Annotated in this window: 20 protein-coding genes and 1 pseudogene; 17 read left to right on the top strand and 4 right to left on the bottom strand. The window is 62.4% G+C overall.

What is annotated here, in order from left to right:
* Positions 1-9: 9 nt before the first annotated feature.
* The 4 genes from dgcA (at position 10) to etfB (ending at position 6213) form a co-directional block, all read left to right on the top strand.
* Entirely contained in the window at positions 10-2070 is a 2061-nt protein-coding gene (gene dgcA, locus ACK1U9_RS09295) for a dimethylglycine demethylation protein DgcA (protein ID WP_046614485.1), read from the top strand.
* 177 nt (positions 2071-2247) lie between these two features.
* A complete protein-coding gene (dgcB, locus tag ACK1U9_RS09290) occupies positions 2248-4200 on the top strand; it encodes a dimethylglycine demethylation protein DgcB (RefSeq protein ID WP_046614484.1) in 1953 nt (650 codons plus the stop codon).
* On the top strand, positions 4200-5432 hold the full coding sequence (gene etfA, locus ACK1U9_RS09285) for an electron transfer flavoprotein subunit alpha (protein ID WP_085600017.1): 1233 nt from the start codon (positions 4200-4202) through the stop codon (positions 5430-5432). Before dgcB ends, etfA begins: the two co-directional genes overlap by 1 nt.
* Before the next feature lie 10 nt (positions 5433-5442).
* Positions 5443-6213 (top strand): electron transfer flavoprotein subunit beta, encoded by a 771-nt coding sequence (gene etfB / locus ACK1U9_RS09280; protein WP_085600018.1) that lies wholly within the window; start codon positions 5443-5445, stop codon positions 6211-6213.
* Between the two features lie 887 nt (positions 6214-7100).
* Here the strand turns inward: etfB and gbcA are convergent.
* Positions 7101-8393: a glycine-betaine demethylase subunit GbcA gene (gene gbcA, locus ACK1U9_RS09275; RefSeq protein ID WP_108481148.1), complete on the bottom strand. Its 1293-nt coding sequence runs from the start codon at positions 8391-8393 to the stop codon at positions 7101-7103.
* Positions 8394-8688: 295 nt separating this feature from the next.
* On the opposite strand from gbcA, the gene gbcB reads away from it, so the two are divergent.
* Entirely contained in the window at positions 8689-9789 is a 1101-nt protein-coding gene (gene gbcB / locus ACK1U9_RS09270; RefSeq protein ID WP_015268654.1) for a glycine-betaine demethylase subunit GbcB, read from the top strand.
* A gap of 138 nt (positions 9790-9927) precedes the next feature.
* Here gbcB and ACK1U9_RS09265 read toward each other — a convergent pair whose 3' ends face one another.
* Positions 9928-11553 (bottom strand): methyl-accepting chemotaxis protein, encoded by a 1626-nt coding sequence (locus ACK1U9_RS09265; protein WP_046614481.1) that lies wholly within the window; start codon positions 11551-11553, stop codon positions 9928-9930.
* A gap of 276 nt (positions 11554-11829) precedes the next feature.
* Here ACK1U9_RS09265 and ACK1U9_RS09260 point away from each other — a divergent pair, with 276 nt between their 5' ends.
* The 4 genes and pseudogenes from ACK1U9_RS09260 to ACK1U9_RS09245 all read left to right on the top strand — a co-directional run bounded on the left by ACK1U9_RS09260 (position 11830) and on the right by ACK1U9_RS09245 (position 14475).
* Entirely contained in the window at positions 11830-12060 is a 231-nt protein-coding gene (locus ACK1U9_RS09260; protein ID WP_025337390.1) for a hypothetical protein, read from the top strand.
* A complete protein-coding gene (locus ACK1U9_RS09255) occupies positions 12057-12359 on the top strand; it encodes a cell division protein ZapA (protein WP_449109841.1) in 303 nt (100 codons plus the stop codon). The genes ACK1U9_RS09260 and ACK1U9_RS09255 overlap by 4 nt, the downstream gene beginning before the upstream one ends.
* A 178-nt stretch (positions 12360-12537) precedes the next feature.
* Positions 12538-13611: pseudogene (locus ACK1U9_RS09250) on the top strand (HAMP domain-containing protein); the annotation flags it as partial.
* A gap of 126 nt (positions 13612-13737) precedes the next feature.
* The gene (locus tag ACK1U9_RS09245) at positions 13738-14475 is read left to right on the top strand and encodes a methyl-accepting chemotaxis protein (RefSeq protein WP_375136304.1); all 738 of its coding nucleotides are present in this window, start codon (positions 13738-13740) and stop codon (positions 14473-14475) included.
* A 152-nt stretch (positions 14476-14627) separates the two neighbouring features.
* On the opposite strand, the gene ACK1U9_RS09240 is transcribed toward ACK1U9_RS09245, so the two are convergent.
* Both ACK1U9_RS09240 and ACK1U9_RS09235 read right to left on the bottom strand, forming a co-directional pair.
* Positions 14628-15668 (bottom strand): threonine aldolase family protein, encoded by a 1041-nt coding sequence (locus ACK1U9_RS09240; protein WP_108481145.1) that lies wholly within the window; start codon positions 15666-15668, stop codon positions 14628-14630.
* 176 nt (positions 15669-15844) lie between these two features.
* Positions 15845-16360 (bottom strand): hypothetical protein, encoded by a 516-nt coding sequence (locus tag ACK1U9_RS09235; RefSeq protein WP_196183140.1) that lies wholly within the window; start codon positions 16358-16360, stop codon positions 15845-15847.
* 276 nt (positions 16361-16636) lie between these two features.
* Here ACK1U9_RS09235 and ACK1U9_RS09230 point away from each other — a divergent pair, with 276 nt between their 5' ends.
* The 8 genes from ACK1U9_RS09230 to ACK1U9_RS09195 all read left to right on the top strand — a co-directional run.
* Entirely contained in the window at positions 16637-17890 is a 1254-nt protein-coding gene (locus ACK1U9_RS09230) for a serine hydroxymethyltransferase (RefSeq protein ID WP_025337394.1), read from the top strand.
* Between the two features lie 15 nt (positions 17891-17905).
* A complete protein-coding gene (locus tag ACK1U9_RS09225) occupies positions 17906-19156 on the top strand; it encodes a sarcosine oxidase subunit beta family protein (RefSeq protein WP_003255680.1) in 1251 nt (416 codons plus the stop codon).
* Positions 19157-19170: 14 nt separating this feature from the next.
* Positions 19171-19506 (top strand): sarcosine oxidase subunit delta, encoded by a 336-nt coding sequence (locus ACK1U9_RS09220; RefSeq protein ID WP_013970519.1) that lies wholly within the window; start codon positions 19171-19173, stop codon positions 19504-19506.
* Positions 19503-22520, top strand: coding sequence for a sarcosine oxidase subunit alpha (locus tag ACK1U9_RS09215; protein ID WP_046614477.1), 3018 nt, complete (start codon positions 19503-19505; stop codon positions 22518-22520). Before ACK1U9_RS09220 ends, ACK1U9_RS09215 begins: the two co-directional genes overlap by 4 nt.
* A 179-nt stretch (positions 22521-22699) precedes the next feature.
* Positions 22700-23332, top strand: a complete 633-nt coding sequence (locus ACK1U9_RS09210; RefSeq protein ID WP_099813778.1) for a sarcosine oxidase subunit gamma — start codon at positions 22700-22702, stop codon at positions 23330-23332.
* A 12-nt stretch (positions 23333-23344) separates the two neighbouring features.
* Positions 23345-24202 carry a formyltetrahydrofolate deformylase gene (gene purU, locus ACK1U9_RS09205; protein ID WP_046614475.1) on the top strand — a complete coding sequence of 286 codons (858 nt, stop codon included), beginning with the start codon at positions 23345-23347 and terminating at the stop codon, positions 24200-24202.
* A 303-nt stretch (positions 24203-24505) separates the two neighbouring features.
* Complete coding sequence (fdhA, locus tag ACK1U9_RS09200; RefSeq protein WP_015268662.1) at positions 24506-25705, top strand: formaldehyde dehydrogenase, glutathione-independent; 1200 nt, start codon at positions 24506-24508, stop codon at positions 25703-25705.
* Between the two features lie 265 nt (positions 25706-25970).
* Positions 25971-26503, top strand: a 533-nt coding sequence (locus ACK1U9_RS09195; RefSeq protein WP_449109840.1) for a DUF2780 domain-containing protein, incomplete at its 3' end; no start/stop codon positions are given.

The raw sequence follows: 26503 nt of genomic DNA, 5'->3' as shown, positions 1-26503 counted from the left end.
GATAGCGTCATGGCATTCGAAGCAATGTTCCAGCCGATCCAGATCGGCAAACTGACCATCCGCAACCGTGTGCTCAGCACCGCGCACGCCGAGGTCTACGCCACTGACGGCGGCATGACGACCGACCGCTACGTGAAGTACTACGAAGAAAAGGCCAAGGGCGGTATCGGCCTGGCGATCTGCGGCGGCTCGTCGGTGGTGGCCATCGACAGCCCGCAGGAGTGGTGGTCGTCGGTCAACCTGTCGACCGACCGCATCATCCCGCACTTCCAGAACCTGGCTGACGCCATGCACAAGCATGGCGCCAAGATCATGATCCAGATTACCCACATGGGCCGTCGCTCGCGTTGGGACGGCTTCAACTGGCCGACCCTGATGTCGCCGTCGGGTATCCGTGAACCCGTGCACCGCGCCACCTGCAAGACCATCGAGGTGGAAGAGATCTGGCGCGTGATCGGCAACTACGCGCAAGCTGCCCGCCGCGCCAAGGAAGGTGGCCTGGACGGCGTGGAACTGTCGGCCGTGCACCAGCACATGATCGACCAGTTCTGGAGCCCGCGCGTCAACAAGCGTACCGACGAATGGGGCGGCACCTTCGAAGGCCGCATGAAGTTCGGCCTGGAAGTACTGAAGGCCGTACGCGCCGAAGTCGGTGACGATTTCTGCGTGGGCATGCGTATCTGTGGCGACGAGTTCCACCCCGATGGCCTCAGTCACGAGGACATGAAGCAGATCGCCGCCTACTACGACGCCACCGGCATGATCGATTTCATCGGCGTGGTCGGCTCGGGTTGCGACACCCACAACACCCTGGCCAACGTCATCCCCAACATGAGCTACCCGCCGGAGCCGTTCCTGCACCTGGCCGCCGGCATCAAGGAAGTGGTCAAGGTCCCGGTACTGCACGCGCAGAACATCAAGGACCCGAACCAGGCCACGCGCATCCTGGAAGGCGGCTATGTCGACATGGTCGGCATGACCCGCGCGCACATCGCCGACCCGCACCTGATCGCCAAGATCAAGATGGGCCAGGTCGACCAGATCAAGCAGTGCGTCGGTGCCAACTACTGCATCGACCGCCAGTATCAGGGCCTGGACGTGCTGTGCATCCAGAACGCCGCGACCTCCCGCGAATACATGGGGGTGCCGCACATCATCGAGAAGACCACCGGGCCCAAGCGCAAGGTCGTCATCGTCGGCGCCGGCCCTGCCGGTATGGAAGCGGCCCGCGTGGCTGCCGAGCGCGGCCACGACGTGACCGTGTTCGAGAAGAAGGACCAGATCGGCGGGCAGATCACCATCGCCGCCAAGGCGCCGCAGCGCGACCAGATCGCCGGTATCACTCGCTGGTACCAGCTGGAGTTCGCCCGCCTGAAGATTGACCTGCGCCTTGGCACCGCCGCTGACGTGGCGACCATCCAGGACCTGCGCCCGGACATCATCGTGCTGGCGGTGGGTGGGCATTCGTTCCTGGAGCAGAACGAGCACTGGGGCGCCGCCGAAGGGCTGGTGGTCAGCAGCTGGGATGTGCTCGACGGCAAGGTTGCGCCGGGCAAGAACGTGCTGGTGTACGACACCATCTGCGAGTTCACCGGCATGTCGGTGGCTGACTTCATCGCCGACAAGGGCAGCCAGGTGGAGATCGTCACCGACGATATCAAGCCGGGCGTGGCCATGGGCGGTACTACCTTCCCGACCTACTACCGCAGCATGTATCCGAAAGAAGTGATCATGACCGGCGACATGATGCTGGAAAAGGTCTACCGCGAAGGCGACAAGCTGGTGGCGGTGCTGGAAAACGAATACACCGGCGCCAAGGAAGAGCGTGTGGTCGACCAGGTGGTGGTGGAGAACGGCGTGCGTCCTGACGAGCAGCTGTACTACGCACTGAAGGAAGGTTCGCGCAACAAAGGCCAGATCGACGTGGAGGCGCTGTTCGCCATCAAGCCACAGCCGATCCTCAGCCAGCCGGGCGAAGGCTACCTGCTGTACCGCATCGGCGACTGCGTGGCCCAGCGCAACGTGCATGCGGCGATCTACGACGCCTTGCGCCTGTGCAAGGACTTCTGATCGAGAAAAATCGTCGCCACCGGGCGCGGTCCCTGTGGGAGCGGGTTCACCCGCGAAAGCGTCAGCACAAGCAACAAAGTTGTCTGATCTGACGCATTCGCGGGTAAACCCGCTCCCACAAGGGGCCAATCCCATCTTCAGAGTGGCGCAAGAATCCAGCTGTTGTGGGAGCCTCCCATGTTGAACACCCTTCTACCTATTCTGCTGTTCGCTGCCCTTGGCCTGGCAGTGCTCGGCGCCCTGCGCCGGGTGCGCATGTGGCGGCGTGGCCGGCCGTCCAAGGTCAACCTGATCGGCGGCCTGCTGGCCATGCCGCGCCGTTACCTGGTGGACCTGCACCATGTGGTCGAGCGCGACAAGTACATGTCCAAGACCCACGTGGCCACCGCTGGCGGCTTCGTGCTGTCGGCCGTGCTGGCGATCCTGGTGCACGGCTTCGGCCTGCAGAGCAAGATTCTCGGCTACGCGTTGCTGGTGGCTACCGTGATCATGTTCAGCGGCGCCATCTTCGTCTTCAAGCGCCGCCTCAACCCGCCTTCGCGCCTGTCCAAGGGCCCGTGGATGCGCCTGCCGAAGAGCCTGCTGGCGTTTGCCGTGAGCTTCTTCATCGCCACCTTGCCGGTCGCCGGCATCCTGCCGGCCAACACCGGTGGCTGGGTGATGGTGGGCATTCTCGGCCTGGGCGTGCTGTGGGGCGTGTCGGAGCTGTTCTTCGGCATGACCTGGGGCGGCCCGATGAAACACGCCTTCGCCGGTGCCCTGCACCTGGCCTGGCACCGCCGCGCCGAACGCTTCGGCGGCGGCCGCTCCACCGGCCTCAAGCCGCTGGACCTGGAAGACCCGAACGCGCCGCTGGGCGTGGAAAAGCCGGTGGACTTCACCTGGAACCAGCTGCTGGGCTTCGACGCCTGCGTGCAGTGCGGTAAATGCGAAGCTATGTGCCCGGCCTTTGCTGCCGGCCAGCCGCTGAACCCGAAAAAGCTCATCCAGGACATGGTCATCGGCCTGGCCGGTGGCACCGATGCGCAGTTCGCCGGCAGCCCATACCCGGGCAAACCGATCGGTGAGCATGGCGGCCACCCGCACCAGCCGATCGTCAATGGCCTGGTCGACGCCGAAACGCTGTGGTCGTGCACCACCTGCCGTGCCTGCGTCGAGGAATGCCCGATGATGATCGAGCACGTCGATGCCATCGTCGACATGCGCCGTCACCTCACCCTGGAAAAAGGCGCTACCCCGAACAAGGGTGCCGAAGTGCTGGACAACCTGATCGCTACCGACAACCCGGGCGGCTTCGCCCCCGGTGGCCGCATGAACTGGGCCGCCGACCTCAACCTGCAACTGCTGTCGGAGGTGAAAACCACCGAGGTGCTGTTCTGGGTCGGTGACGGTGCCTTCGACATGCGCAACCAGCGCACCCTGCGCTCGTTCGTCAAGGTGCTCAAGGCTTCGGGCGTGGACTTTGCCGTGCTCGGCCTGGAAGAGCGCGATAGCGGCGACGTGGCTCGCCGTCTGGGCGATGAGGCGACCTTCCAGCAATTGGCCAAACGCAATATCCAGACCCTGGCCAAATACAAGTTCCAGCGCATCGTCACCTGTGACCCGCACAGCTTCCATGTGCTGAAGAACGAGTACGGCGCCCTGGGCGGCGACTATCAGGTGCAGCACCACAGTACCTACATCGCCGAACTGATCGCGGCCAACAAGCTCAACCTTGGCCAGCACAAGGGTGGCAGCGTCACCTACCACGACCCCTGCTACCTGGGCCGTTACAACGGTGAGTACGAAGCTCCACGGGCTGTGCTCAAAGCCCTGGGTATCGAAGTGCGCGAGATGCAGCGCTCCGGCTTCCGTTCCCGCTGCTGCGGCGGTGGCGGCGGTGCGCCGATCACCGACATCCCGGGCAAGCAGCGTATCCCGGACATGCGCATGGACGACATCCGCGAGACCGAGGCCGAACTCGTAGCCGTGGGGTGCCCACAGTGCACCGCCATGCTCGAAGGCGTGGTCGAACCGCGCCCACAGATCAAGGACCTGGCCGAGCTGGTGGCCGACGTGCTGATCGAAGCGGACGCGCCCTCTGCCCCAAAGCCGCAAACGGCCAAACGTGAACCTGCGGAGGTGCACTGATGAGCGACATTATCCGCCGCGACCCACGCGCCGAGTGGATCGCCCGTAACCGTCTGCACCCGCTGCATGCAGCGATGCAGACGCAGCAGACCAGCTGGATGGGGCCCAACGGCCTCATCCGCAAGAACCCCCATGCGATTGCCGCAGGCTTCATCGGCCCGGCCGGCATCAAGCGCATCGACCGCAGCGGCGCCCAGCAGGGCACTGCCGTGGGCGGGCGACGCACGGCGGCGGTTGAGGTCAAGCTGCCGCTGCACCAGGTACCTGCGCCGGCGTTCTACATTGCCGTGGTGCCGGACATGGTCGGTGGCCGCCTGAGCAGCCACGACCGCGACCTGCTCGGCCTGGCCCACAGCCTGGCCGGCAGCGACGGTGCGGTGTTGGCAGTGGTGTTTGGCGAGCATAAGGAAAGCAACTTTTCCACAGCCGGGGTCGACCGCCTGCTGGTCATCGAAGGCGAGGCATTCGAAGGTTATGCACCGGAGCAACTGGTACAAGGCCTGCGGGCTGTGGATAACCAGTTCACCCCGCGCCACTGGCTGCTGCCCGACAGCCGCACCGGTGGTGGCGAACTGGGCCGGCGCCTGGGCGCGGCACTGGGCGAGCGCCCGGCGACGCGGGTATGGCAGGTCAAGGACGGCCAGTGCATCGGCCGTGCCGGTGCCGGCCAGCAGGATTTGCAGCGCGCCGTACCACGCTTGATCCTGGCGGCGGCCGAGTGCGCCGAGCCGGTCAGCGAAACCCGTCACGAAGCGCTGCCGGTGGAGTTGTCCACAAGCGTTGCGCGTAGCCTGTCGCGGATCGAAGACCTGGGCTCGGTGGCCGTGGACCCTGCCACCATTGCCATGGCCGAGGCCGAGTTCATCGTTTCGGGCGGCAACGGGGTCAAGGATTGGGACCTTTATCACAAGGCCACTGCGGCCCTTGGCGCCACCGAAGGCGCCTCGCGGGTGGCGGTGGACGACGGCTTCATGCCCCGTAACCGTCAGGTGGGTGCCACCGGTACCTGGGTTACCGCGCGGGTCTACGTGGCTGTGGGTATCTCGGGCGCGATCCAGCACCTGCAGGGCATCGGCGCCTGCGACAAAGTGGTGGCGATCAACATGGACCCGGGCTGCGACATGATCAAACGGGCCGACCTGTCGGTAATTGGCGACAGTTCGGCGATTCTCCAGGCACTGATCGAGGCTGTGGACAACTACCGCAGCGGCGGCCAGCGCGACGCGGCATAAGGGCACGAGCATGAGTACGAAAGTGATCAGCCTGGTTTCCATCGGTGCCCACCCCAGCTCCGGCCGCGCTCGCCGCGCCGAGCAGGATGCGCGCGCCGTGGAGCTGGGTTTGCAGCTGGCTGGGGATAACTTGCAGGTGGTGCATGCCGGCGACCCACGGGAAGAGGCGCTGCGCGCCTACCTGGGGATGGGCCTGGACCATCTGGATGTGCTGGAGCAGCCGGCCGGCGCGGATGTGCTGGGCGTGCTCGGGGATTACCTGCGCGACGCCGGGGCCCAGCTGGTGCTGACCGGCAGCCAGGCCGAGACCGGTGAGGGGTCGGGCATGTTGCCCTTCCTGCTGGCCGAAAAGCTCGGATGGCCGCTGATTGTCGGGTTGGCTGAAGTGGAGTCGATCGACAACGGCACCGCCCAGGTATTGCAGGCGCTGCCGCGCGGTCAACGGCGTCGGTTGAAGGTGCGCCTGCCGTTGCTGGCGACTGTGGATAACGCTGCGCCCAAGCCGCGCCAGAGCGCTTTCGGGCCGGCACGCCGGGGTGTGTTGGCGGCACGCAACGTAGCTATTGTCGAAGACGAATTGCTGACTGAAGCCGAATTGCAACCGGCCCGCCCACGGCCCAAGCGGCTGAAGGTTATCAAGGCCAAGAGCGGTGCTGACCGGATGAAGGCGGCGACGGCCAAGGCCAGTGGCGGCGGAGGCAAGGTGTTGAAGGACGTTTCGCCACAGGAAGGCGCCGAGGCCATCCTCAAGCTGTTGGTGGAAGAAGGCGTGCTGCGCTAGAGCCTCACGCGGTCCCGTTGTAGGAGCGGCCTTGTGTCGCGATGGGTTGCGCAGCAGCCCCGGCAATCTTGACTGGTAGTCGAGATCCTGGGGCCGCGCTGCGGCCCATCGCGGCACAAGGCCGCTCCTACATTCCATACACAGTATCAAGCGAATGTTTTTGCCCACCAAATCTGTTCGCCAAGGTGTGGATAAAGTGTTGGCGCATGGTCACAGCCCTTGTATCACGTGGCCTCCAAGCTTTTGATCAAAAAACGATCAGTCTTATCCCTGCCTTCGCATGCAACGCACGCCAGCACCCTCCTGATTTTGCCCACAATCGCTGTTAGCCGGTCTGTGGATAATCTGTTTGATAGCTTCTGTAGGCCTTGTAGTTAAAGGCTTCGGTAGGTTTGTTCAAAAATGATCAAATCCGGATGAGGTCTTCTTTATCTCCGATAATCAGGACCTTGGGGCGCTTATCCACAACCAGATCGAACAAAGCGAATCAATTGCCCACAAACTCTGTTGGTGTCTCTGTGGAAAAAGTGTTCGCGGAGGCCGCCAAGCCTTTATCAGCAAGGCTTTCAAAGGTTTGGTCAGAAAACGTTCAATTCGCGATTTAAGCTAGCGGAAGAGCGCCGGGCGGTATTTTCCACAGGGCCTGTTCGCCGATCGATGCTCTGGCGCGACATCAAGAAAAACGTCAGCCCGAGACCTGGAACGATTTTCAGCGGGCGAATCAGGAAGGGAAAGCACAAGATGGCGCCGCGGAGCGGCTAAGAAAAGGGACGGGAAATGCCGGTTTGTAAGATCGAGGATGAAGCCAACGGAGATTGTCGCGCAGATCCGGAAGTACGGTGAGAAGACCAAGCCTGTGAGTTACCCACAGGCTTGGTTCGCGTGTATCACTGCGCCTGAACTTCCTTCAGATACGCCGCCGGCTCCGCCCCCAGGTTGTTCAGCAAGCGCTGGCTGTACCAGTCAATGAAGTTGACCACGCCAAACTCGTAGGTTTTCGAGTAAGGCCCTGGCTGGTACGCAGTGGAGTTGATCCCGCGCTGGTTTTCTTCGGCCAGGCGACGGTCCTGATCGTTGGTCGCGTCCCAGACCTTGCGCATCTGCTCAGGGTCATAGTCCACGCCTTCCACGGCATCCTTGTGGACCAGCCACTTGGTGGTGACCATGGTTTCCTGGGCGCTGATCGGCCACACGGTGAACACGATCATGTGGTCGCCCATGCAGTGGTTCCAGGAGTGTGGCAGGTGCAGGATGCGCATAGAGCCCAGGTCGGGGTTCTTGATGCGGCCCATCAGCTTCTTGCATGCCTGCTTGCCATCCATGGTCATCGACACGGTCCCCTTGAGCAGCGGCATGCGCACGATACGGTTACGCAGGCCATGGCTCTTGTGCAGGTACGGGATCTTCTCGGCTTCCCAGGCAGCGGCGGAGGCGGCTACGTGGTCCTTGAAGGCCTGGTCGGCGCGTGGGTCGTTGGTGTCATCCCACTCCAGCAGGGTTTTCAGCAGCTCAGGGTGCGACCCGTTGCAGTGGTAGCACTCGCGGTTGTTTTCCAGCACCAGCTTCCAGTTGGCCTTTTCCATCAAGGTGGTTTGTACCGCCACCTTGGTGTTTTCCATGTCGTACGGTTCCATGTAGTGGTCCAGGGTGGCCAGGAACTCGTCGATGGCGGGCGGGTTTTCCGCCAGGCTGATAAAGATGTAGCCGCCTGCAACTTTCACATTCACAGGCTTGAGGCCGTACTGGTTCATGTCGAAGTCGGCGCCCATTTCGGTGCCGGCGAACAGCAAGCGGCCATCCAGCTCGTAGGTCCACTGGTGGTAGGGGCAGACCAGCTTGGCCACCTTGCCTTTTTCGCTGGTGCACAGACGCGAGCCGCGGTGGCGGCACACGTTATGGAAGGCATGCACTTTGCCCTCGGCGCCACGGATCACGATGATCGGGTTCTTGCCGATCTGCAGGGTCAGGAAGTTGCCCTTTGTCGGAATCTCGCTTACCAGCCCCGCAATCAGCCACTCCTTTTGGAAGATCTCCTGCATGTCGATCTGGAACAGACGCTCGTCGGTGTAGAAAGGCTGGGGTAGCGAGTAGGTGCGCTCGCGGGTCTGCAGCATCTCGGCGGTGGCCTTGCGTGCAGGTTCCAGTGGATCGCCCAGGCTCAGGGTTGCGGTGACGTCCATCGTGTATTCCTCGGGGCCGTGTGCGGCCGGCAAAAGGTGGCTAATCGTTGTTGTGGTGCCGCAAGGCTGCTCATCAAGAAACAGCTGGTTGTTTTGCCGTGGAGTGTGCGTCCGAAGGCGTCATGAACCGTATCCATGGGCGACATGGCCGATTTGAATTACGACGCGCCAGCCCTTGTGGCGCGGGGCTGGTCGCGATAAGCACGCCGATGTCGCTGGCAGGAATGTACGTCGTCTTCAGCTTGCGCATTATCCAAGCCATAAAAAGGCCGATAGTCGGCTGCTGGAGATGAACATGTCCGATACCTTCCTTAATCCGGTCACCACCCAGACCTGGGCCAACGGCCGCCACATCGTGCGCTGTGTCAAGGTCATCCAGGAGACCTGGGACGTGCGCACCTTCTGCTTCATGGCCGACCAGCCGATCATGTTCTTCTTCAAGCCAGGGCAGTTCGTCACCCTGGAACTGGAGATCGAAGGCAAGCCGGTGATGCGCTCCTACACCATCTCCAGTTCACCGTCGGTACCCTATAGCTTCTCGATCACCGTCAAGCGCGTGCCAGGCGGCCTGGTGTCCAACTTCCTCCACGACACCATGCACGAAGGCGCCGAGCTGCCGGTGCACGGCCCGGTGGGGCTGTTCAACGCCATCGACTTCCCAGCGCAGAAAGTGCTGTACCTCTCGGGCGGTGTCGGGATCACCCCGGTCATGTCGATGGCGCGCTGGTTCTACGACACCAACGGCAATGTCGACATGGTATTCGTGCACAGCGCCCGTTCGCCGAAGGACATCATCTACCATCGCGAGCTGGAGCAGATGGCTTCGCGCATTCCCAATTTCAGCCTGCACATCATTTGTGAAAAGCATGGCCTGGGTGAGCCGTGGGCGGGTTATCGCGGTTACCTCAACCAGCGCCTGATGGAGCTGATCGCGCCGGACTACATGGACCGCGTTGTGTTCTGCTGCGGCCCGACGCCATACATGACTGCGGTCAAGCGCATGCTCGAAGCGGTCGGCTTCGACATGAAGAACTATCACGAGGAATCGTTCGGCGCGACGCCACCCGAGGCCAAGGCCGATGCGGTAGAGCATGCAGAGCAGGCTGCCGATGCACCGGAGCTGGATGCAGCCGACCTCAACCTGGTGGAGTTCATCGGCAGCGAGAAGAGCATCCGGATCGCCCCGGGCGAGACCGTGCACGCGGCGGCTGCCAAGGTTGGCCTGATGATCCCGAAAGCCTGCGGCATGGGCATTTGCGGTACCTGCAAGGTGCTCAAGCTGGGTGGCGAAGTGGAGATGGAGCACAACGGCGGCATTACCGAAGAGGACGAAGCCGAGGGCTACATCCTGTCGTGCTGCAGCGTGCCGAAAGGGGATGTACGGATCGATTACTGATCCGGGAATGCAGGGGGCTGCCTTGCAGCCCATCGCCGGCAAGCGCGGCTCCCACAGGTACTGCATAACCAGGAGAGTTGTGCGGTCGGTGTGGGAGCTGGCTTGCCGGCGATGGGCCGCAAGGCGGCCCCAGGTGTTTCAAGTGCGGAACCGCGCCACCAGCCCATTCAGATCCACGGCCAACCGCGACAACTCCGCACTCGCCGCACTGGTCTGATGCGCCCCGGTAGCACTCTGCACCGACAGGTCATTGATGTTCACCAGGTTGCGGTCCACTTCACGCGCCACCTGCGCCTGCTCTTCCGCCGCGCTGGCAATCACCAGGTTGCGCTCGTTGATCTGCGCCACCGCCCCGGCGATGGTGTCCAGTGCCATGCCTGCGCCACGGGCAATGTTCAAGGTGGATTCGGCACGCTCGGTGCTGGTGCGCATCGACTCCACCGCTTCTTCCGTACCGCCTTGAATACTGCCGATCATCCGCTCGATCTCACTGGTCGACTGCTGGGTACGATGAGCCAGCGCCCGCACCTCATCAGCCACCACGGCAAAGCCACGGCCCGCCTCACCGGCACGTGCCGCCTCGATCGCGGCGTTCAGCGCCAGCAGGTTGGTCTGGTCGGCCAAGCCACGGATCACGTCTAGCACCTTGCCTATATCGCGCGACTGTTCGGCCAAGTGAGTGATCAGCTTGGCAGTGGCCTGCACGTCGCCACTCATGCGCTCGATGGCACCCACGGTCTCCATTACCAGGTCACGTCCATCACCGGTGGAGCGGCTGGCCTCACTGGACGCTTCCGAGGTGCTCACGGCATTGCGCGCGACTTCTTCCACAGCACTGGTCATTTCAGTTACCGCAGTGGCAGCCTGCTCGATCTCGTTGTTCTGCTGCTGCAGGCCACGGGCACTTTCGTCGGTGACGGCATTCAGCTCTTCGGCCGCCGAGGCCAGCTGGGTGGCGGAGCCGGCGATCTGTTGCAGGGTGTCTCGCAGCTTGTCCTGCATGCGTGCCATGGCACGCAGCAGGCGGGCGGCTTCGTCGGTGCCTTCAGCGTGTATGACGTGGGTCAGGTCACCGTCGGCGACCTGTTCGGCGCTTTTGAGCGCTTCTTCGATCGGCTTGACGATGCTGCGGGTCAGCAGGAATGCGCAGACGAAAGTCAGCACAGTGGCGGCGACCAGCAGACCGATCACCAAGGCGAAGGCAGCGGCGTACTGGTTGGCGGCCTTCTCGTTGGTAGCGCGGGTCTGGTCGGTGTTGATGCGCACCAAGGTGTCCATGACCTTGTTGATCTGTTCGGAGTTGGCCAGCAGGTCGCGGTTGAGCAGGTCGCGCAGTTCGTCGAGGCGGTCGGCCTGGCTCAGGCTACGCATGCGTGACTCAAGCTGGCGGTACTGGTTGAGCAACTGGCCGTACTGATCGAACGCAGCCTGTTCGTCGGCGGCTCCGATCATCGGCAGGTAGGCCTGGCGTGCACGGTCGATCTGGCTGTTGCGCTCGTCCAGCAGGCTCAGGGTTTCGCGCTGAGTTGCCGGTTCGCGGTTGAGCAGCAGGCGGTAGGAGAGGGTGCGCATGCGCAGGTTCAGGGCAGTGAGCTCGTCGAGGATCTTGATGCTGGGCACGCTGACCTGTTCGATGACGACGCCGGCCTGGCGGATGTTGCCCATCTGGATGAGGGAGAAGATGCCGAGGCCAAGCATCAGTAGGCCGATGAGTGCGAAGCCGAGCAGCGCGCGCGGGGCGATGTTCATATTGCGTAGAGACATGGAGAGAACGATCCAGGCAAGGGAAAAAAGGGGCGCAAAGTGCGACAAAACATGACTTGCCGGGCTATCGGTTGTGACTGCTCAGTCTTGAGTGCTGATGGCGAAAATTGTGAGGTTGCTAACCTTTTCCTGACCGGCGGTTGACCCAGGTCGGAACAAGGGGCCGGTTACTCTGTCAATCTGCGGGTTAGACACCTTGTGAATCCGATATTTAATGGCGATGGGCCGCACTTTTCTTTATCGTGTGCGCCCCTCGCAACAACCTGAGATAGACCCATGCTGGAAGCTTCCCTGAACCAAATCGAGCAACTGGTCAGTGACCTGATGCAGAAGAACGCTCAACTCACCGAGCAGAACACCGCCCTCGGCCAGGAACTGGCCCAGGCCAAGGAAGAGAACGAAACCCTGCAGCTGTCGCTGATGGAGCAGGAAGAGAAGAACGGCAGCACCGCCGCACGCCTGCAGGCCCTGCTCGAGCGCGCCAATGCCGGCGTCGTAGGCGCATGACACTGCGAGCGCAGCCAATCAATGTCGTGTCGATCCTCGGTAACGACTATTCGATCAAGGCGCCTGAAGGCCAGGAAGCGACCCTGGCCCAGGCGGTGCAGATGCTCAACACCGCCTTGGCCCAGACCAAGCATCAGTACCCGACCCTGATCGGCGACAAGCTGCTGGTGCTGGCAGCGCTGAATCTGTGTTCGCGGCAGATCGAGCTGCAGGATGAGCACCGCAAGACGCTGGAGCGTACCCAGGCGCAGATCGACGCCACGGTGGACGCAATCGTGCGGACCATAGCCGAACAATAAGGTCTTGCGTCGCCCTCTGTGGGAGCGGGTTCACCCGCGAATGCGTCAGTGCATTCTGCATCGCATTCGCGGGTATGCGCGCCGCCACAGGACATCTGACTGCTTCAGATCACTGGATTAACTGGATACGCAAGTGTATACACTTTCCGCAAAACAATAATTATGCGGGGAGTAGGGCATGCGTATCTGGCGTAAGAGCATCCAGTGGCAGTTGATCACCAGCATGGGTGCCGCCCTGCTGGCGAGTATTCTGGTGGTGGTCATCATTTTCACGGTGGCGCTAAACCGCCTCACCGAACGCTACCTGGTCGATACCGCGCTGCCCGCCAGCATCGAGGCCATCCGCAACGACATCGAGCGCATGCTCGGCCAGCCGCTGGTGGCGGCGGCGGATATTGCTGGCAACACTCTGCTGCGCGACTGGCTTGCCGATGGTGAAGACCCCGCCCAGGCCGCTCCATTCATCGAATACCTGACCGCCGCCAAGCAGCGCAACCAGGCTTTTACCACCTTGTTCGTCTCGACCGAAACCGGCCACTACTACAACGAGAATGGCCTGGACCGTACCCTCAGCCGCAGTAACCCAAAGGACAAATGGTTCTACGGCTACATCGACAGCGGTGCCGAACGCCTGATCAACATCGACATCGACGGTGCCACCGGCGAGCTCGCGCTGTTCATCGACTATCGCGTTGAAAAGGATGGTCAACTGCTCGGTGTCGCCGGCATGGGCCTGCGCATGACAGAACTGTCGAAGCTGATCCATGACTTCAAATTTGGCGAGCACGGCAAGGTGTTCCTGGTGCGTAACGATGGCCTGATCCAGGTTCATCCGGACCCTGCCTTCAGCGGCAAACGCCAGCTCACCGAACAGCTCGGTGCGGACGCCGCCAAGGTGCTGATGACCGGCGGCGAAGGCCTGCGCAGCAGCCGCTTCAGCCGTGACGGCGAAAGCTACCTGGCGCTCGGCCTGCCCCTGCGCGACCTCAACTGGACCCTGGTGGCCGAGGTGCCCGAGGAGGAAATCTACGCACCAATGCACCAGGCGGTATGGCTGACCAGCCTGATCGGTGGTGCCGTGGCTCTGGTGTCGCTGCTGCTGGTAGTGCTGTTGGCGCGTGGCCTGGTGCGGCCGATCCGCCGTGTCACAGCGGCGCTGGTGCAGATTGGCAGTGGCGCGGGTGATCTCAGCCACCGGCTGGACGATTCACGCCTGGACGAACTGGGCGACCTGGCGCGTGGCTTCAACCGCTTCCTGGACAGCCAGCGCCGGTTGATCGGCGAGGTATTGCACACTTCCGAGCGGCTGCACCTGGCGGTCGAGCAGGTGACACAGGTGGTGGACAACACCGCCGAGCGTTCCGGGCGCCAGCAGGAAATGACCGAAATGGTCGCTACCGCCGTGCACGAAATGGGTTTGACAGTGCAGGACATTGCCCGCAATGCCGGTGATGCGGCCCAGGCCTCGCAGTCGGCGAGGGACGAAGCCCTGCAGGCGCGTGAAGTGGTGCAACGCTCGATCCGTGGTATCGAAGGGATGTCGGGTGATATCGGCAAGGCGGCCGATGCTGTCAGCCAGCTGGCCGATGAAGTAGCCTCGATCGACGAGGTTCTAGCAGTGATTCGTAGTATTTCCGAGCAAACCAACCTGCTGGCGCTGAATGCCGCCATCGAGGCGGCCAGGGCAGGGGAGATGGGGCGAGGGTTTGCTGTTGTGGCTGATGAAGTGCGTACCTTGGCCCGGCGCACGCAGCTTTCCACCGACGAAGTGCAGCAGATGATCCAGCGCCTGAAGCAGGGCGCGGGTTCGGCGGTGAGTTCGATGCAGGCGGGGCAGCAGGCGACGGGGAGTGGGGTGGAGTCGAGCCAGCGCACCGGGGCGTCACTGGGTGCGATCACTGACCAGGTGGAGCACATCAGCGACATGAACCATCAGGTAGCTACTGCGACCGAAGAGCAGTCGGCGGTGACCGAGGAGATCAATCGTACGGTGCAGGGGATTTCCGACCTGGCGCGGGAGACCGCAGCGGAGGTGCAGGGTTGTCGGCAGGAGTGCCAGGCGCTGCGAGGCTTGGCTGATGACCTGGCGCGGCAGATGGGTGGGTTCAGGCTTTAGATCAGTGTTGGCTTCTTCGCGGGTAAACCCGCTCCCACAGGTTCATCATTGCTCTTGAGGGCAGTGCTTACCTGTAGCTCCCACAGGTTCACCACAGGCATTGAAACCTGCGCGATCCCAGTGGGAGCGGGTTTACCCGCGAATGCGGCCTGTCAGGCGCCGATGATGCTGCGGATATCCGCCGCCAGCTCGCGCACCCGCTCTTCCTCGGTATCCCACGAGCACATGAACCGCGCCCCGCCACTGCCAATGAAGGTATAGAACCGCCACCCTCTGCCGCGCAGCGCCTCGATCGCGTGTTCCGGCATTTGCAGGAACACCCCGTTGGCCTCCACCGGGAACATCAGCTCCACCCCCGGCAAGTCACTCACCAGCGAGGCGAGCAACTGCGCGCAATGGTTGGCATGCGCGCCATGGCGCAACCAGGCGCCATCTTCAAGCAGGCCCACCCAAGGCGCCGACAGGAAGCGCATCTTCGATGCCAGCTGCCCGGCTTGCTTGCAGCGGTAGTCGAAGTCCTCGGCCAGTTGGCGGTTGAAGAACAGGATCGCCTCGCCCACCGCCATGCCGTTCTTGGTGCCGCCAAAGCACAGTACATCGACGCCGGCCTTCCACGTCAGCTCTGCCGGGCTGCAGCCGAGGAACGAACAGGCATTGGTGAAGCGTGCGCCGTCCATGTGCAGGTTCAGCCCCAGCTCCTTGCAGGTGGCGCTGATTGCCTTGAGCTCGTCGGGGCGATAGACGGTGCCTACTTCGGTGGCTTGGGTAATGGTCACTACGCGTGGCTTGGGGTAGTGGATGTCCTGGCGCTTCAGCGCCACTTCGCGAATCGACTGTGGCGTCAGCTTGCCGTTGACGCTGGGCGCGGTAAGCAGCTTGGAGCCGTTGGAGAAGAACTCCGGCGCACCGCACTCGTCGGTTTCGACGTGGGCGGTCTCGGAGCAGATCACGCTGTGGTAGCTCTGGCATAGCGAGGCCAGGGCCAGCGAGTTGGCGGCAGTGCCGTTGAAGGCGAAAAACACTTCGCAATCGGTTTCGAAGAGGTTGCGGAAGTATTCGGCGGCGCGCTCGGTCCATTGGTCGTCGCCGTAGGCGCGATCGTGACCATGGTTGGCCTTCTCCATCGCTGCCCAGGCTTCGGGGCAGATGCCGGAATAGTTGTCGCTGGCGAATTGTTGGCTCTTGTCTGTCATGACACTACTGTCCTGTGAACGACGCAGAACAGCACTCTAAACCATCATTTGGTCGGTTGCCTATACAAGCTCTGTGGTTCCAATGGGCTGCCTGGCATGCGCCAAGCAGAATGGGGCATGCCAATAAGGCAGCGAGGCAGTTGCATAGTGCCGCACAAGCTCCCTACAAAGTAAATTCAACTCTCAATCAAGTGGATTTCCCAGTAGATGTCTTCAATGATGTCGGCGAGTTCATTATAATTTGCATAGATATAGCGAAAATCAATTTTATAATTCTTGCAATCAAATTTTAAGTTTCCGCTATTGGCTAATGCGGCGTAGCCGAGACCACTCTGGTCTTCAGAAAAATTTTTGATGAGATCGCCGTTCGCGTAAAGCTGAACGTGAGCATATATTTTTTCAGTAACGTTTTCCCGACGTGTGCGGCCTGGGCTCACGGCTCTTCTGGTTTGCTGGCGTTTCGGGTCGATTTTTTCTGGAAAGTCGTCCGTCTTCAATTCGGCGCCAGTGATACGTACCAGTTGCTGTTCATCAGACAGGTCTGATTCAAATAAACTGAGTTTTGCAGTTGATCTTCGCGAATCGAAAGACGCGATATCAAGTATATCTCCGGCGCGCAAATATATCAGTGAGCCATAGGCTTGAGGCTCTAGTGGGAATGTAAAAAGTCCGAAACTGGCTTTAACTTCCATAGCATTTCTCCTCATGCTTCGGCAGAAGTGGGCGCTGCCGATGACAAGATCTTCAGGCTCCCAGGTCAATATCGGCAACTGGTAGAAATGCCAGGTCTGGCTGTACCTGGCCAACGCTCAACCCCACAACGTGCAGCTGCCTCGAACACGACAATGTCGTAAACGCGCCATTGCAAGGCGTGCGCAGGCATCTGACCCGCCCCGGCCAGTCATAACATCGCCACAAAGGGCCACAGTGCCCCACGACAAAAAACGATCGCTGCCGGGAGATACACGATGTTCAGCAAGCAAGACCAGATCCAGGGTTACGACGATGCACTGCTGGCGGCGATGAATGCCGAAGAACAGCGCCAGGAAGACCACATCGAGCTGATCGCCTCGGAAAACTACACCTCCAAGCGCGTGATGCAGGCCCAAGGCAGCGGCCTGACCAACAAGTACGCCGAAGGCTACCCGGGCAAGCGCTACTACGGTGGCTGCGAGCACGTGGACAAGGTAGAAGCCCTGGCCATCGAGCGCGCCAAGCAGCTGTTCGGCGCCGACTACGCCAACGTCCAGCCGCACTCCGGCTCCTCGGCCAACGGTGCTGTCTACCTGGCCCTGCTGCAGGCTGGTGACACCATCCTCGGCATGAGCCTGGCCCACGGCGGCCACCTGACCCACGGCGCCAAGGTGTCGTCTTCGGGCAAGCTGTACAACGCTGTGCAATACGGCATCGACACCAACACCGGCCTGATCGACTATGACGAAGTCGAGCGCCTGGCTGTCGAACACAAGCCGAAAATGATCGTTGCCGGCTTCTCGGCCTACTCCAAGACCCTCGACTTCCCACGCTTCCGCGCCATCGCCGACAAGGTCGGTGCGCTGCTGTTCGTCGACATGGCCCACGTAGCCGGCCTGGTTGCCGCTGGCCTGTACCCGAACCCTATCCCGTTCGCCGATGTGGTTACCACTACCACCCACAAGACCCTGCGCGGCCCACGTGGCGGTCTGATCCTGGCCAAGTCGAACGAAGAGATCGAGAAGAAACTGAACGCCGCAGTGTTCCCTGGCGCCCAGGGCGGCCCGCTGATGCACGTGATCGCCGCCAAGGCCGTGTGCTTCAAGGAAGCACTGGAGCCTGAATTCAAAGCCTACCAGCAACAAGTGATCGAAAACGCCCAGGCCATGGCCCAGGTGTTCATCGACCGCGGCTACGATGTGGTTTCTGGCGGCACCGACAACCACCTGTTCCTGGTCAGCCTGATCCGCCAGGGTCTCACCGGCAAAGATGCCGACGCCGCCCTGGGCCGCGCGCACATCACCGTCAACAAGAACGCCGTGCCGAATGACCCGCAGTCGCCATTCGTCACCTCGGGCCTGCGTATCGGCACCCCGGCTGTCACCACCCGCGGCTTCAAGGTCGCTCAGTGCGTGGCCTTGGCCGGCTGGATCTGCGACATCCTCGACAACCTCGGTGACGCAGACGTCGAAGCCGATGTGGCGAAGAACGTCGCGGCCCTGTGCGCAGATTTCCCTGTTTACCGCTGAGTGGAGTCACACACCATGCAACGTTACTCGGGCTTCGGCCTTTTCAAGCACTCCCTCAGCCACCACGAGAACTGGCAGCGCATGTGGCGCACGCCAACCCCTAAAAAGGTTTACGACGTGGTTATCGTCGGCGGTGGCGGCCATGGCCTGGCCACGGCCTACTACCTGGCCAAGGAACATGGCATCACCAACGTTGCCGTGATCGAGAAGGGCTACCTGGGCGGCGGCAACACTGCCCGTAACACCACTATCGTGCGTTCCAACTACCTGTGGGATGAGTCGGCGCACCTGTACGAACACGCCATGAAGCTGTGGGAGGGCCTGTCCCAGGACCTCAACTACAACGTGATGTTCTCCCAGCGCGGCGTGTACAACCTGTGCCACACCCTGCAGGACATGCGTGACTCCGAGCGCCGGGTCAGCGCCAACCGCCTGAACGGCGTGGATGGCGAACTGCTCAACACCGCCCAGGTCGCGGCCGAGATCCCGTACCTGGACTGCTCGAAGAACACCCGCTACCCGATCCTCGGTGCCACCGTGCAGCGCCGTGGCGGCGTGGCGCGTCACGACGCTGTGGCCTGGGGCTTCGCCCGTGCCGCCGACGCCCTGGGCGTGGACCTGATCCAGCAGACCGAAGTGATCGGCTTCCGCAAGGAAAACGGCGCGGTCATCGGTGTGGAAACCAACAAAGGCTTCATCGGCGCCAAGCGCGTCGGCGTGGTCACCGCCGGTAATTCCGGGCACATGGCCAAGCTGGCCGGCTTCCGCCTGCCGCTGGAATCGCACCCGCTGCAGGCGCTGGTATCCGAGCCGATCAAGCCGATCATCGACAGCGTGATCATGTCCAACGCCGTGCACGGCTACATCAGCCAGTCCGACAAGGGCGACCTGGTGATCGGTGCCGGTATCGACGGCTGGGTCGGCTACGGCCAGCGCGGCTCTTACCCGGTGATCGAGCACACCCTGCAGGCCATCGTCGAGATGTTCCCCAACCTCTCGCGCGTGCGTATGAACCGCCAGTGGGGCGGCATCGTCGATACCTCGCCGGACGCTTGCCCGATCATCACCAAGACCCCGGTCAAGAACATGTTCTTCAACTGCGGTTGGGGTACTGGCGGCTTCAAGGCTACCCCAGGTTCGGGCAACGTCTTCGCCGCGAGCCTGGCCAAGGGCGAAATGCACCCACTGGCCGCGCCGTTCTCCATGGACCGTTTCTACAACGGCGCACTGATCGACGAACACGGCGCCGCCGCCGTCGCCCACTAACCGGAGACACCGTCATGTTGCATATTTTCTGTCCCCACTGCGGCGAGCTGCGCTCCGAAGAAGAGTTCCACGCCTCTGGCCAGGCGCACATCGCCCGCCCGCTGGACCCTAACGCCTGCTCTGACGAGGAATGGGGTACCTACATGTTCTACCGTGACAACCCACGCGGTATTCACCACGAACTGTGGGACCACGTTGCCGGCTGCCGCCAGTATTTCAACGTCACTCGCGACACCGTGACCTACGAGATTCTGGAAACCTACAAGATTGGCGAGAAGCCGCAAGTGACCGCCAGCGGCAAGCAGAACAGCGCCGCGTCGACCGTCAAAGGCCAAGGGGAAAAAGTATGAGCCAGACCTATCGCCTCGCCAGCGGCGGCCGTATCGACCGCAGCAAGGTCCTGAACTTCACTTTCAACGGCAAGACCTACCAAGGTTATGCCGGTGACAGCCTGGCCGCCGCGTTGCTGGCCAACGGCGTCGACATCGTCGGCCGCAGCTTCAAGTATTCGCGTCCACGCGGCATCATCGCCGCCGGTACCGAAGAGCCGAACGCCATCCTGCAGATCGGCTCCAGCGAAGCCACCCAGATCCCCAACGTGCGTGCCACCCAGCAGGCGCTGTACGCAGGTCTTGTAGCTACCAGCACCAACGGCTGGCCGAACGTCAACAACGACGTCATGGGCATCCTGGGCAAGGTAGGCGGCAGCATGATGCCGCCGGGCTTCTACTACAAAACCTTCATGTACCCGAAATCGTTCTGGATGACTTACGAGAAGTACATCCGCAAAGCCGCAGGCCTTGGCCGCGCGCCGCTGCAGAACGACCCGGACAGCTACGACTACATGAACCAGCACTGCGACGTGCTGGTCGTCGGCGCCGGCCCTGCTGGCCTGGCCGCTGCACTGGCCGCTGCCCGCAGCGGTGCCCGCGTGATCCTGGCTGACGAGCAGGAAGAGTTCGGCGGCAGCCTGCTCGACACCCGCGAAACCCTCGACGGCAAACCTGCTGCCGATTGGGTCAGCGCCGTGGTCAAAGAGCTGGAAAGCCTGCCGGAAGTGACCCTGCTGCCACGTGCCACGGTCAACGGCTACCACGACCATAACTTCCTGACCATCCACGAGCGCCTCACCGACCACCTCGGCGACCGCGCCCCGATCGGCCAAGTACGCCACCGCGTGCACCGTGTCCGCGCCAAGCGCGTGGTCCTGGCTGCGGGCGCCCACGAGCGCCCGCTGGTGTACGGCAACAACGACCTGCCGGGCAACATGCTGGCCGGTGCCGTGTCCACCTACGTGCGCCGCTACGGCGTGGCCCCGGGCCGCAAGCTGGTGCTGTCGACCAACAACGACCACGCCTACCGTGCCGCGCTGGACTGGCACGACGCCGGCCTGCAAGTGGTCGCCATTGCCGACGCTCGCCACAACCCGCGTGGCTCGCTGGTTGAAGAAGCACGTGCCAAAGGCATCCGCATCCTCACTTCCAGCGCCGTGATCGAGGCCAAGGGCAGCAAGCACGTCACCGGCGCCCGTGTGGCCGCCATCGATGTGCAGGCACACAAGGTCACCAGCCCTGGCGAAACCCTCGAATGCGACCTGATCGCTACCTCCGGTGGCTACAGCCCGATCGTGCACCTGGCTTCGCACCTGGGCGGTCGCCCGGTATGGCGTGAAGACATCCTCGGCTTCGTGCCGGGCGATGCTCCGCAGAAACGCGAATGCGTGGGTGGCATCAATGGCGTCTACGCCCTGGGCGACGTGATCGCCGATGGCTTCGAAGGCGGCGTTCGCGCAGCCACCGAAGCGGGCTTCAAAGCCACGGTCGGCAGCCTGCCGAAAACCGTTGCGCGCAAGGAAGAGCCCACCGTGGCGCTGTTCCAGGTGCCGCACGACAAGGGCACTGCCCGCGCACCCAAGCAGTTCGTCGACCAGCAGAACGACGTCACCGCGGCCGCCATCGAACTGGCCACCCGTGAAGGCTTCGAGTCGGTCGAGCACGTAAAACGCTACACCGCGCTGGGCTTCGGTACCGACCAGGGCAAACTGGGCAACATCAACGGCCTGGCCATCGCCGCCCGTTCGATCGGTATTACCATTCCGGAAATGGGCACCACCATGTTCCGCCCCAACTACACGCCGGTGACCTTCGGCGCGGTAGCGGGCCGTCACTGTGGCCACCTGTTCGAACCGGTACGCTTCACTGCCCTGCATGCCTGGCACGTGAAGAACGGCGCCGAGTTCGAAGACGTCGGCCAGTGGAAGCGCCCGTGGTATTTCCCGAAAGCCGGTGAAGACATCCATGCTGCCGTGGCTCGCGAATGCAAGGCCGTGCGTGACAGCGTTGGCCTGCTGGACGCCTCGACCCTGGGCAAGATCGACATCCAGGGTCCGGATGCCCGTGAGTTCCTGAACCGCATCTACACCAACGCCTGGACCAAGCTCGACGTGGGCAAGGCCCGCTACGGCCTGATGTGCAAGGAAGACGGCATGGTCTTCGACGACGGTGTAACCGCCTGCGTCGGCGACAACCACTTCATCATGACCACCACCACCGGCGGCGCTGCACGCGTGCTGCAGTGGATGGAGCTGTATCACCAGACCGAATGGCCGGAACTGAAGGTTTACTTCACCTCGGTCACCGACCACTGGGCCACCATGACCCTGTCCGGCCCCAACAGCCGCAAGCTGCTCAGCGAGCTGACCGACATCGACATGGACAAGGAAGCCTTCCCGTTCATGACCTGGAAGGAAGGCAACGTCGGCGGCGTACCGGCCCGGGTGTTCCGTATTTCGTTCACCGGCGAGCTGTCGTACGAAGTGAACGTGCAGGCCAACTACGCCATGGGCGTGCTGGAACAGATCGTCGAGGCGGGCAAGAAGTACAACCTGACCCCGTACGGCACCGAGACCATGCACGTACTGCGCGCCGAGAAGGGCTTCATCATTGTTGGCCAGGATACCGACGGCTCGATGACCCCGGACGACCTGAACATGAGCTGGTGCGTAGGCCGCAACAAGCCGTACTCGTGGATCGGCCTGCGTGGCATGAACCGCGAAGACTGCGTGCGTGAGAACCGCAAACAGCTGGTAGGCCTGAAGCCGATCGACCCGACCAAGTGGCTGCCCGAAGGCGCCCAGCTGGTATTCGATCCGAAGCAGCCGATCCCGATGGATATGGTTGGCCACGTCACCTCCAGCTATGCGTCCAACTCCCTGGGCTACTCGTTCGCCATGGGTGTGGTCAAAGGCGGCCTCAAGCGCATGGGCGAGCGCGTCTACTCGCCGCAGGCAGATGGCAGCGTGATCGAGGCGGAGATCGTGTCTTCGGTGTTCTTCGATCCGAAGGGTGAGCGGCAGAACGTTTGACTCCGGGCCCTGTGGGGGTGGGCCAGGCCTCATCGCCGGCAAGCCGGCTCCCACAGGATCGATGCAGCTTTGAAGGTTGGCGAGGTCCCTGTGGGAGCTGGCTTGCCGGCGATGAGGGCGGTAGCCCCAACACACAAGCTGCGTCGCATCGACGAACAAGAATTCAAGGCAGGTAAGAAATGAGTGCTATCAACGTCTTCCAGCAAAACCCCGGCGCCGAGGCCAAGGCCCAGTCGCCACTGCACCACGCCGACCTGGCCAGCCTGGTTGGCAAAGGCCGCAAGAACGCAGGTGTGACCCTGCGTGAACGCAAGTTCCTCGGCCACCTGACCATCCGTGGCGACGGCCACGACCCGGAATTCGCCGCCGGCGTGCACAAGGCCCTGGGCCTGGAGCTGCCAGTGGCACTGACGGTAGTCGCCAACAACGAAATGTCGCTGCAATGGGTCGGCCCCGACGAGTGGCTGCTGATCGTGCCTGGCGGCCAGGAACTGGCGGTCGAGCAGAAACTGCGTGCTGCCCTCGAAGGCCAGCACATCCAGGTGGTCAATGTCAGCGGCGGGCAGAGCCTGCTGGAGCTGCGCGGCCCGAACGTGCGCGAAGTGCTGATGAAATCCACCAGCTATGATGTTCACCCGAACAACTTCCCGGTGGGCAAGGCTGTCGGCACCGTGTTCGCCAAGTCGCAACTGGTGATCCGCCGCACCGCCGAAGACACCTGGGAGCTGGTGATTCGCCGCAGCTTCGCCGACTACTGGTGGCTGTGGCTGCAGGACGCTTCGGCCGAGTACGGTCTGAGCATCGAGGCTTAAGGAGAACAGAACATGAGTCGGGCACCGGATACCTGGATTCTCACCGCCGACTGCCCGAGCATGCTCGGCACCGTCGACGTGGTGACGCGTTACCTCTTCGAGCAGCGCTGCTACGTGACGGAGCACCACTCCTTCGATGACCGGCTGTCGGGGCGTTTCTTCATTCGCGTGGAGTTCCGCCAGCCGGACGATTTCGACGAAGCCGGCTTCCGCGCCGGCCTCGCCGAGCGCAGCGATGCGTTCGGCATGGCCTTCGAGCTGACCGCACCGAATCACCGCCCCAAGGTGGTGATCATGGTGTCCAAGGCCGACCATTGCCTTAACGATCTGCTGTATCGCCAGCGTATCGGTCAGCTGGCCATGGACGTGGTCGCGGTGGTGTCCAATCACCCCGATCTCGAACCCCTGGCACACTGGCACAAGATCCCTTATTACCACTTTGCCCTGGACCCGAAGGACAAGCCTGGGCAAGAGCGCAAGGTACTTCAGGTGATCGAGGAAACCGGTGCCGAGCTGGTGATACTTGCACGCTACATGCAGGTGCTGTCGCCGGAGCTGTGCCGGCGCCTGGATGGTTGGGCGATCAACATTCACCACTCGTTGCTGCCAGGGTTCAAGGGCGCCAAGCCGTACCACCAGGCGTACAACAAGGGCGTGAAGATGGTCGGTGCCACGGCGCACTACATCAACAACGACCTCGACGAAGGGCCGATCATTGCCCAGGGTGTCGAGGTGGTGGACCACAGCCATTACCCGGAAGACCTGATTGCCAAAGGGCGCGACATCGAATGCCTGACCTTGGCGCGGGCCGTGGGTTATCACATCGAGCGGCGAGTGTTCCTCAACGCCAACCGGACCGTAGTTTTGTAATAACCTGCACTGGCCACTTCGCGGGTAAACCCGCTCCCACAGGTACAGCGTTGGCGTTGAGCCTTGCGCCAAACCCTGTGGGAGCGGCTTCAGCCGCGAAGGGGCCGGCACAGGCCACCAACCCTGTTCCCCATTTCCGACAACGACAAACCTGCCGCTAAAAGGCATCTCCCTGTCGCTCCCAGTCAGTGCATCCCGTCCCATCAGGCCCACAATTCCCCTCATTCCAGAAACACATGCCGCCCACGGATGGCGGCGCGTTCAACCACCGCTGCATAACTACAAATCAAGCGAGGTAAGAGCATGTCTGGCAATCGTGGAGTGGTATATCTCGGCGCCGGCAAGGTCGAGGTGCAGAAGATCGACTACCCGAAAATGCAGGACCCACGCGGCAAGAAGATCGAGCACGGCGTGATCCTGAAGGTGGTCTCCACCAACATCTGCGGCTCCGACCAGCACATGGTCCGCGGTCGCACCACTGCCCAGGTCGGCCTGGTCCTGGGCCACGAAATCACCGGTGAAATCGTCGAGAAAGGCCGCGATGTCGAGCGCATGCAGATCGGCGACCTGGTCTCGGTACCCTTCAACGTCGCCTGTGGCCGTTGCCGCTCCTGCAAAGAGATGCACACTGGTGTCTGCCTCACCGTCAACCCTGCCCGCGCCGGCGGCGCCTACGGTTACGTCGACATGGGCGACTGGACCGGCGGCCAGGCCGAGTACGTGCTGGTGCCGTATGCTGACTTCAACCTGCTGAAACTGCCTGAGCGCGACAAGGCCATGGAGAAAATTCGTGACCTGACCTGCCTGTCCGACATCCTGCCGACCGGCTACCACGGTGCCGTGACTGCCGGCGTTGGCCCAGGCAGCACCGTCTATGTCGCCGGTGCCGGCCCCGTCGGCCTGGCTGCTGCTGCCTCGGCACGCCTGCTGGGCGCTGCCTGCGTCATCGTCGGCGACCTCAACCCGGCCCGCCTGGCCCATGCCAAGTCCCAGGGCTTCGAAGTGGTCGACTTGTCCAAGGACACCCCGCTGCACGAGCAGATCGTCGATATCCTCGGCGAGCCGGAAGTGGACTGCGCCATCGACGCCGTTGGCTTCGAGGCCCGCGGGCATGGCCACGAAGGTGCCAAGCATGAAGCCCCGGCCACGGTGCTGAACTCGTTGATGCAGGTTACCCGCGTTGCCGGCAACATCGGTATTCCGGGCCTGTACGTGACCGAAGATCCGGGTGCGGTGGATGCTGCCGCCAAGATCGGTGCCTTGAGCATTCGCTTCGGCCTGGGCTGGGCCAAGTCGCACAGCTTCCACACCGGCCAGACCCCGACCATGAAGTACAACCGCCAGTTGATGCAGGCGATCATGTGGGACCGTATCAACATCGCCGAAGTGGTTGGCGTGCAGGTGATCAACCTGGATCAGGCGCCGGAAGGTTATGGCGAGTTCGATGCAGGTGTGCCGAAGAAATTCGTGATCGACCCGCACAAGATGTGGGGCGCAGCCTGATAGCGTGATGTAACAAAGAGCCCCTCAATATGAGGGGCTCTTTTTTTGGGCTGAGTGGAGAACCTGTGAACCTGCTTCGGCAAGGCCCAAATCAGCGATTATTTTTTCCCAAGCAACGCTAGCATTTTTTACATGGGCAGGTATCCAGGTCAAAAGCACTGAGGCGGTCAGCAAAAGTGGTCGACAGCCGGGTCGGAACAAAGCTGCGAGATCCCAGTCAAAACTCGCGTTTCCCAGGCCATCCTGGCCCACGAGGTCCCTCCCGATGAAAGCATTCACCCTGGCAACTCTGATGACCCTGGCCGCAAGCCCGGTGTTCGCCTTCAACCTCAGCGACGCCGCCAACGCCGTGTCGGCCATGCAGAACCAGAATCAGAGCCAGCAAGGCCTGGTGCAGGCACCCGAGGCGCAGGCAAACCTGCTCAATACCTTGGGCAGCCAATTGAATATCACCCCAGAACAAGCCGTGGGTGGTGCAGGGGCCATGCTGGGGCTGGCGCGCAACAACCTGAGCAGCGACGACTACGGCCAATTGACCAAGGCCATACCGGGGCTGGACCTGCTTGCCGGGGCCAATGCACTGGGTGGCTTGACTGGCCTGGGTGAGTTGCTGGGCAAGAACAGCGAGAGCCAGTCGGCCTTGAGCAATGCGCTGGGCAACAATGTGGAAAACCGCAGCGACCTGGACAATGCGTTCAAGGCGCTGGGGATGGATACCGGGATGATCGGGCAGTTTGCGCCGTTGCTGCTTCAGTACCTGGGGCAGCAGGGGATTGCCGGGTCGCTGTTGCAGAACCT

This window comes from Pseudomonas sp. XP1 (assembly GCF_053557675.1).
The sequence above is the reverse complement of the archived record's forward strand: the minus strand, read 5'-3'. Positions and strand labels throughout refer to the sequence as shown.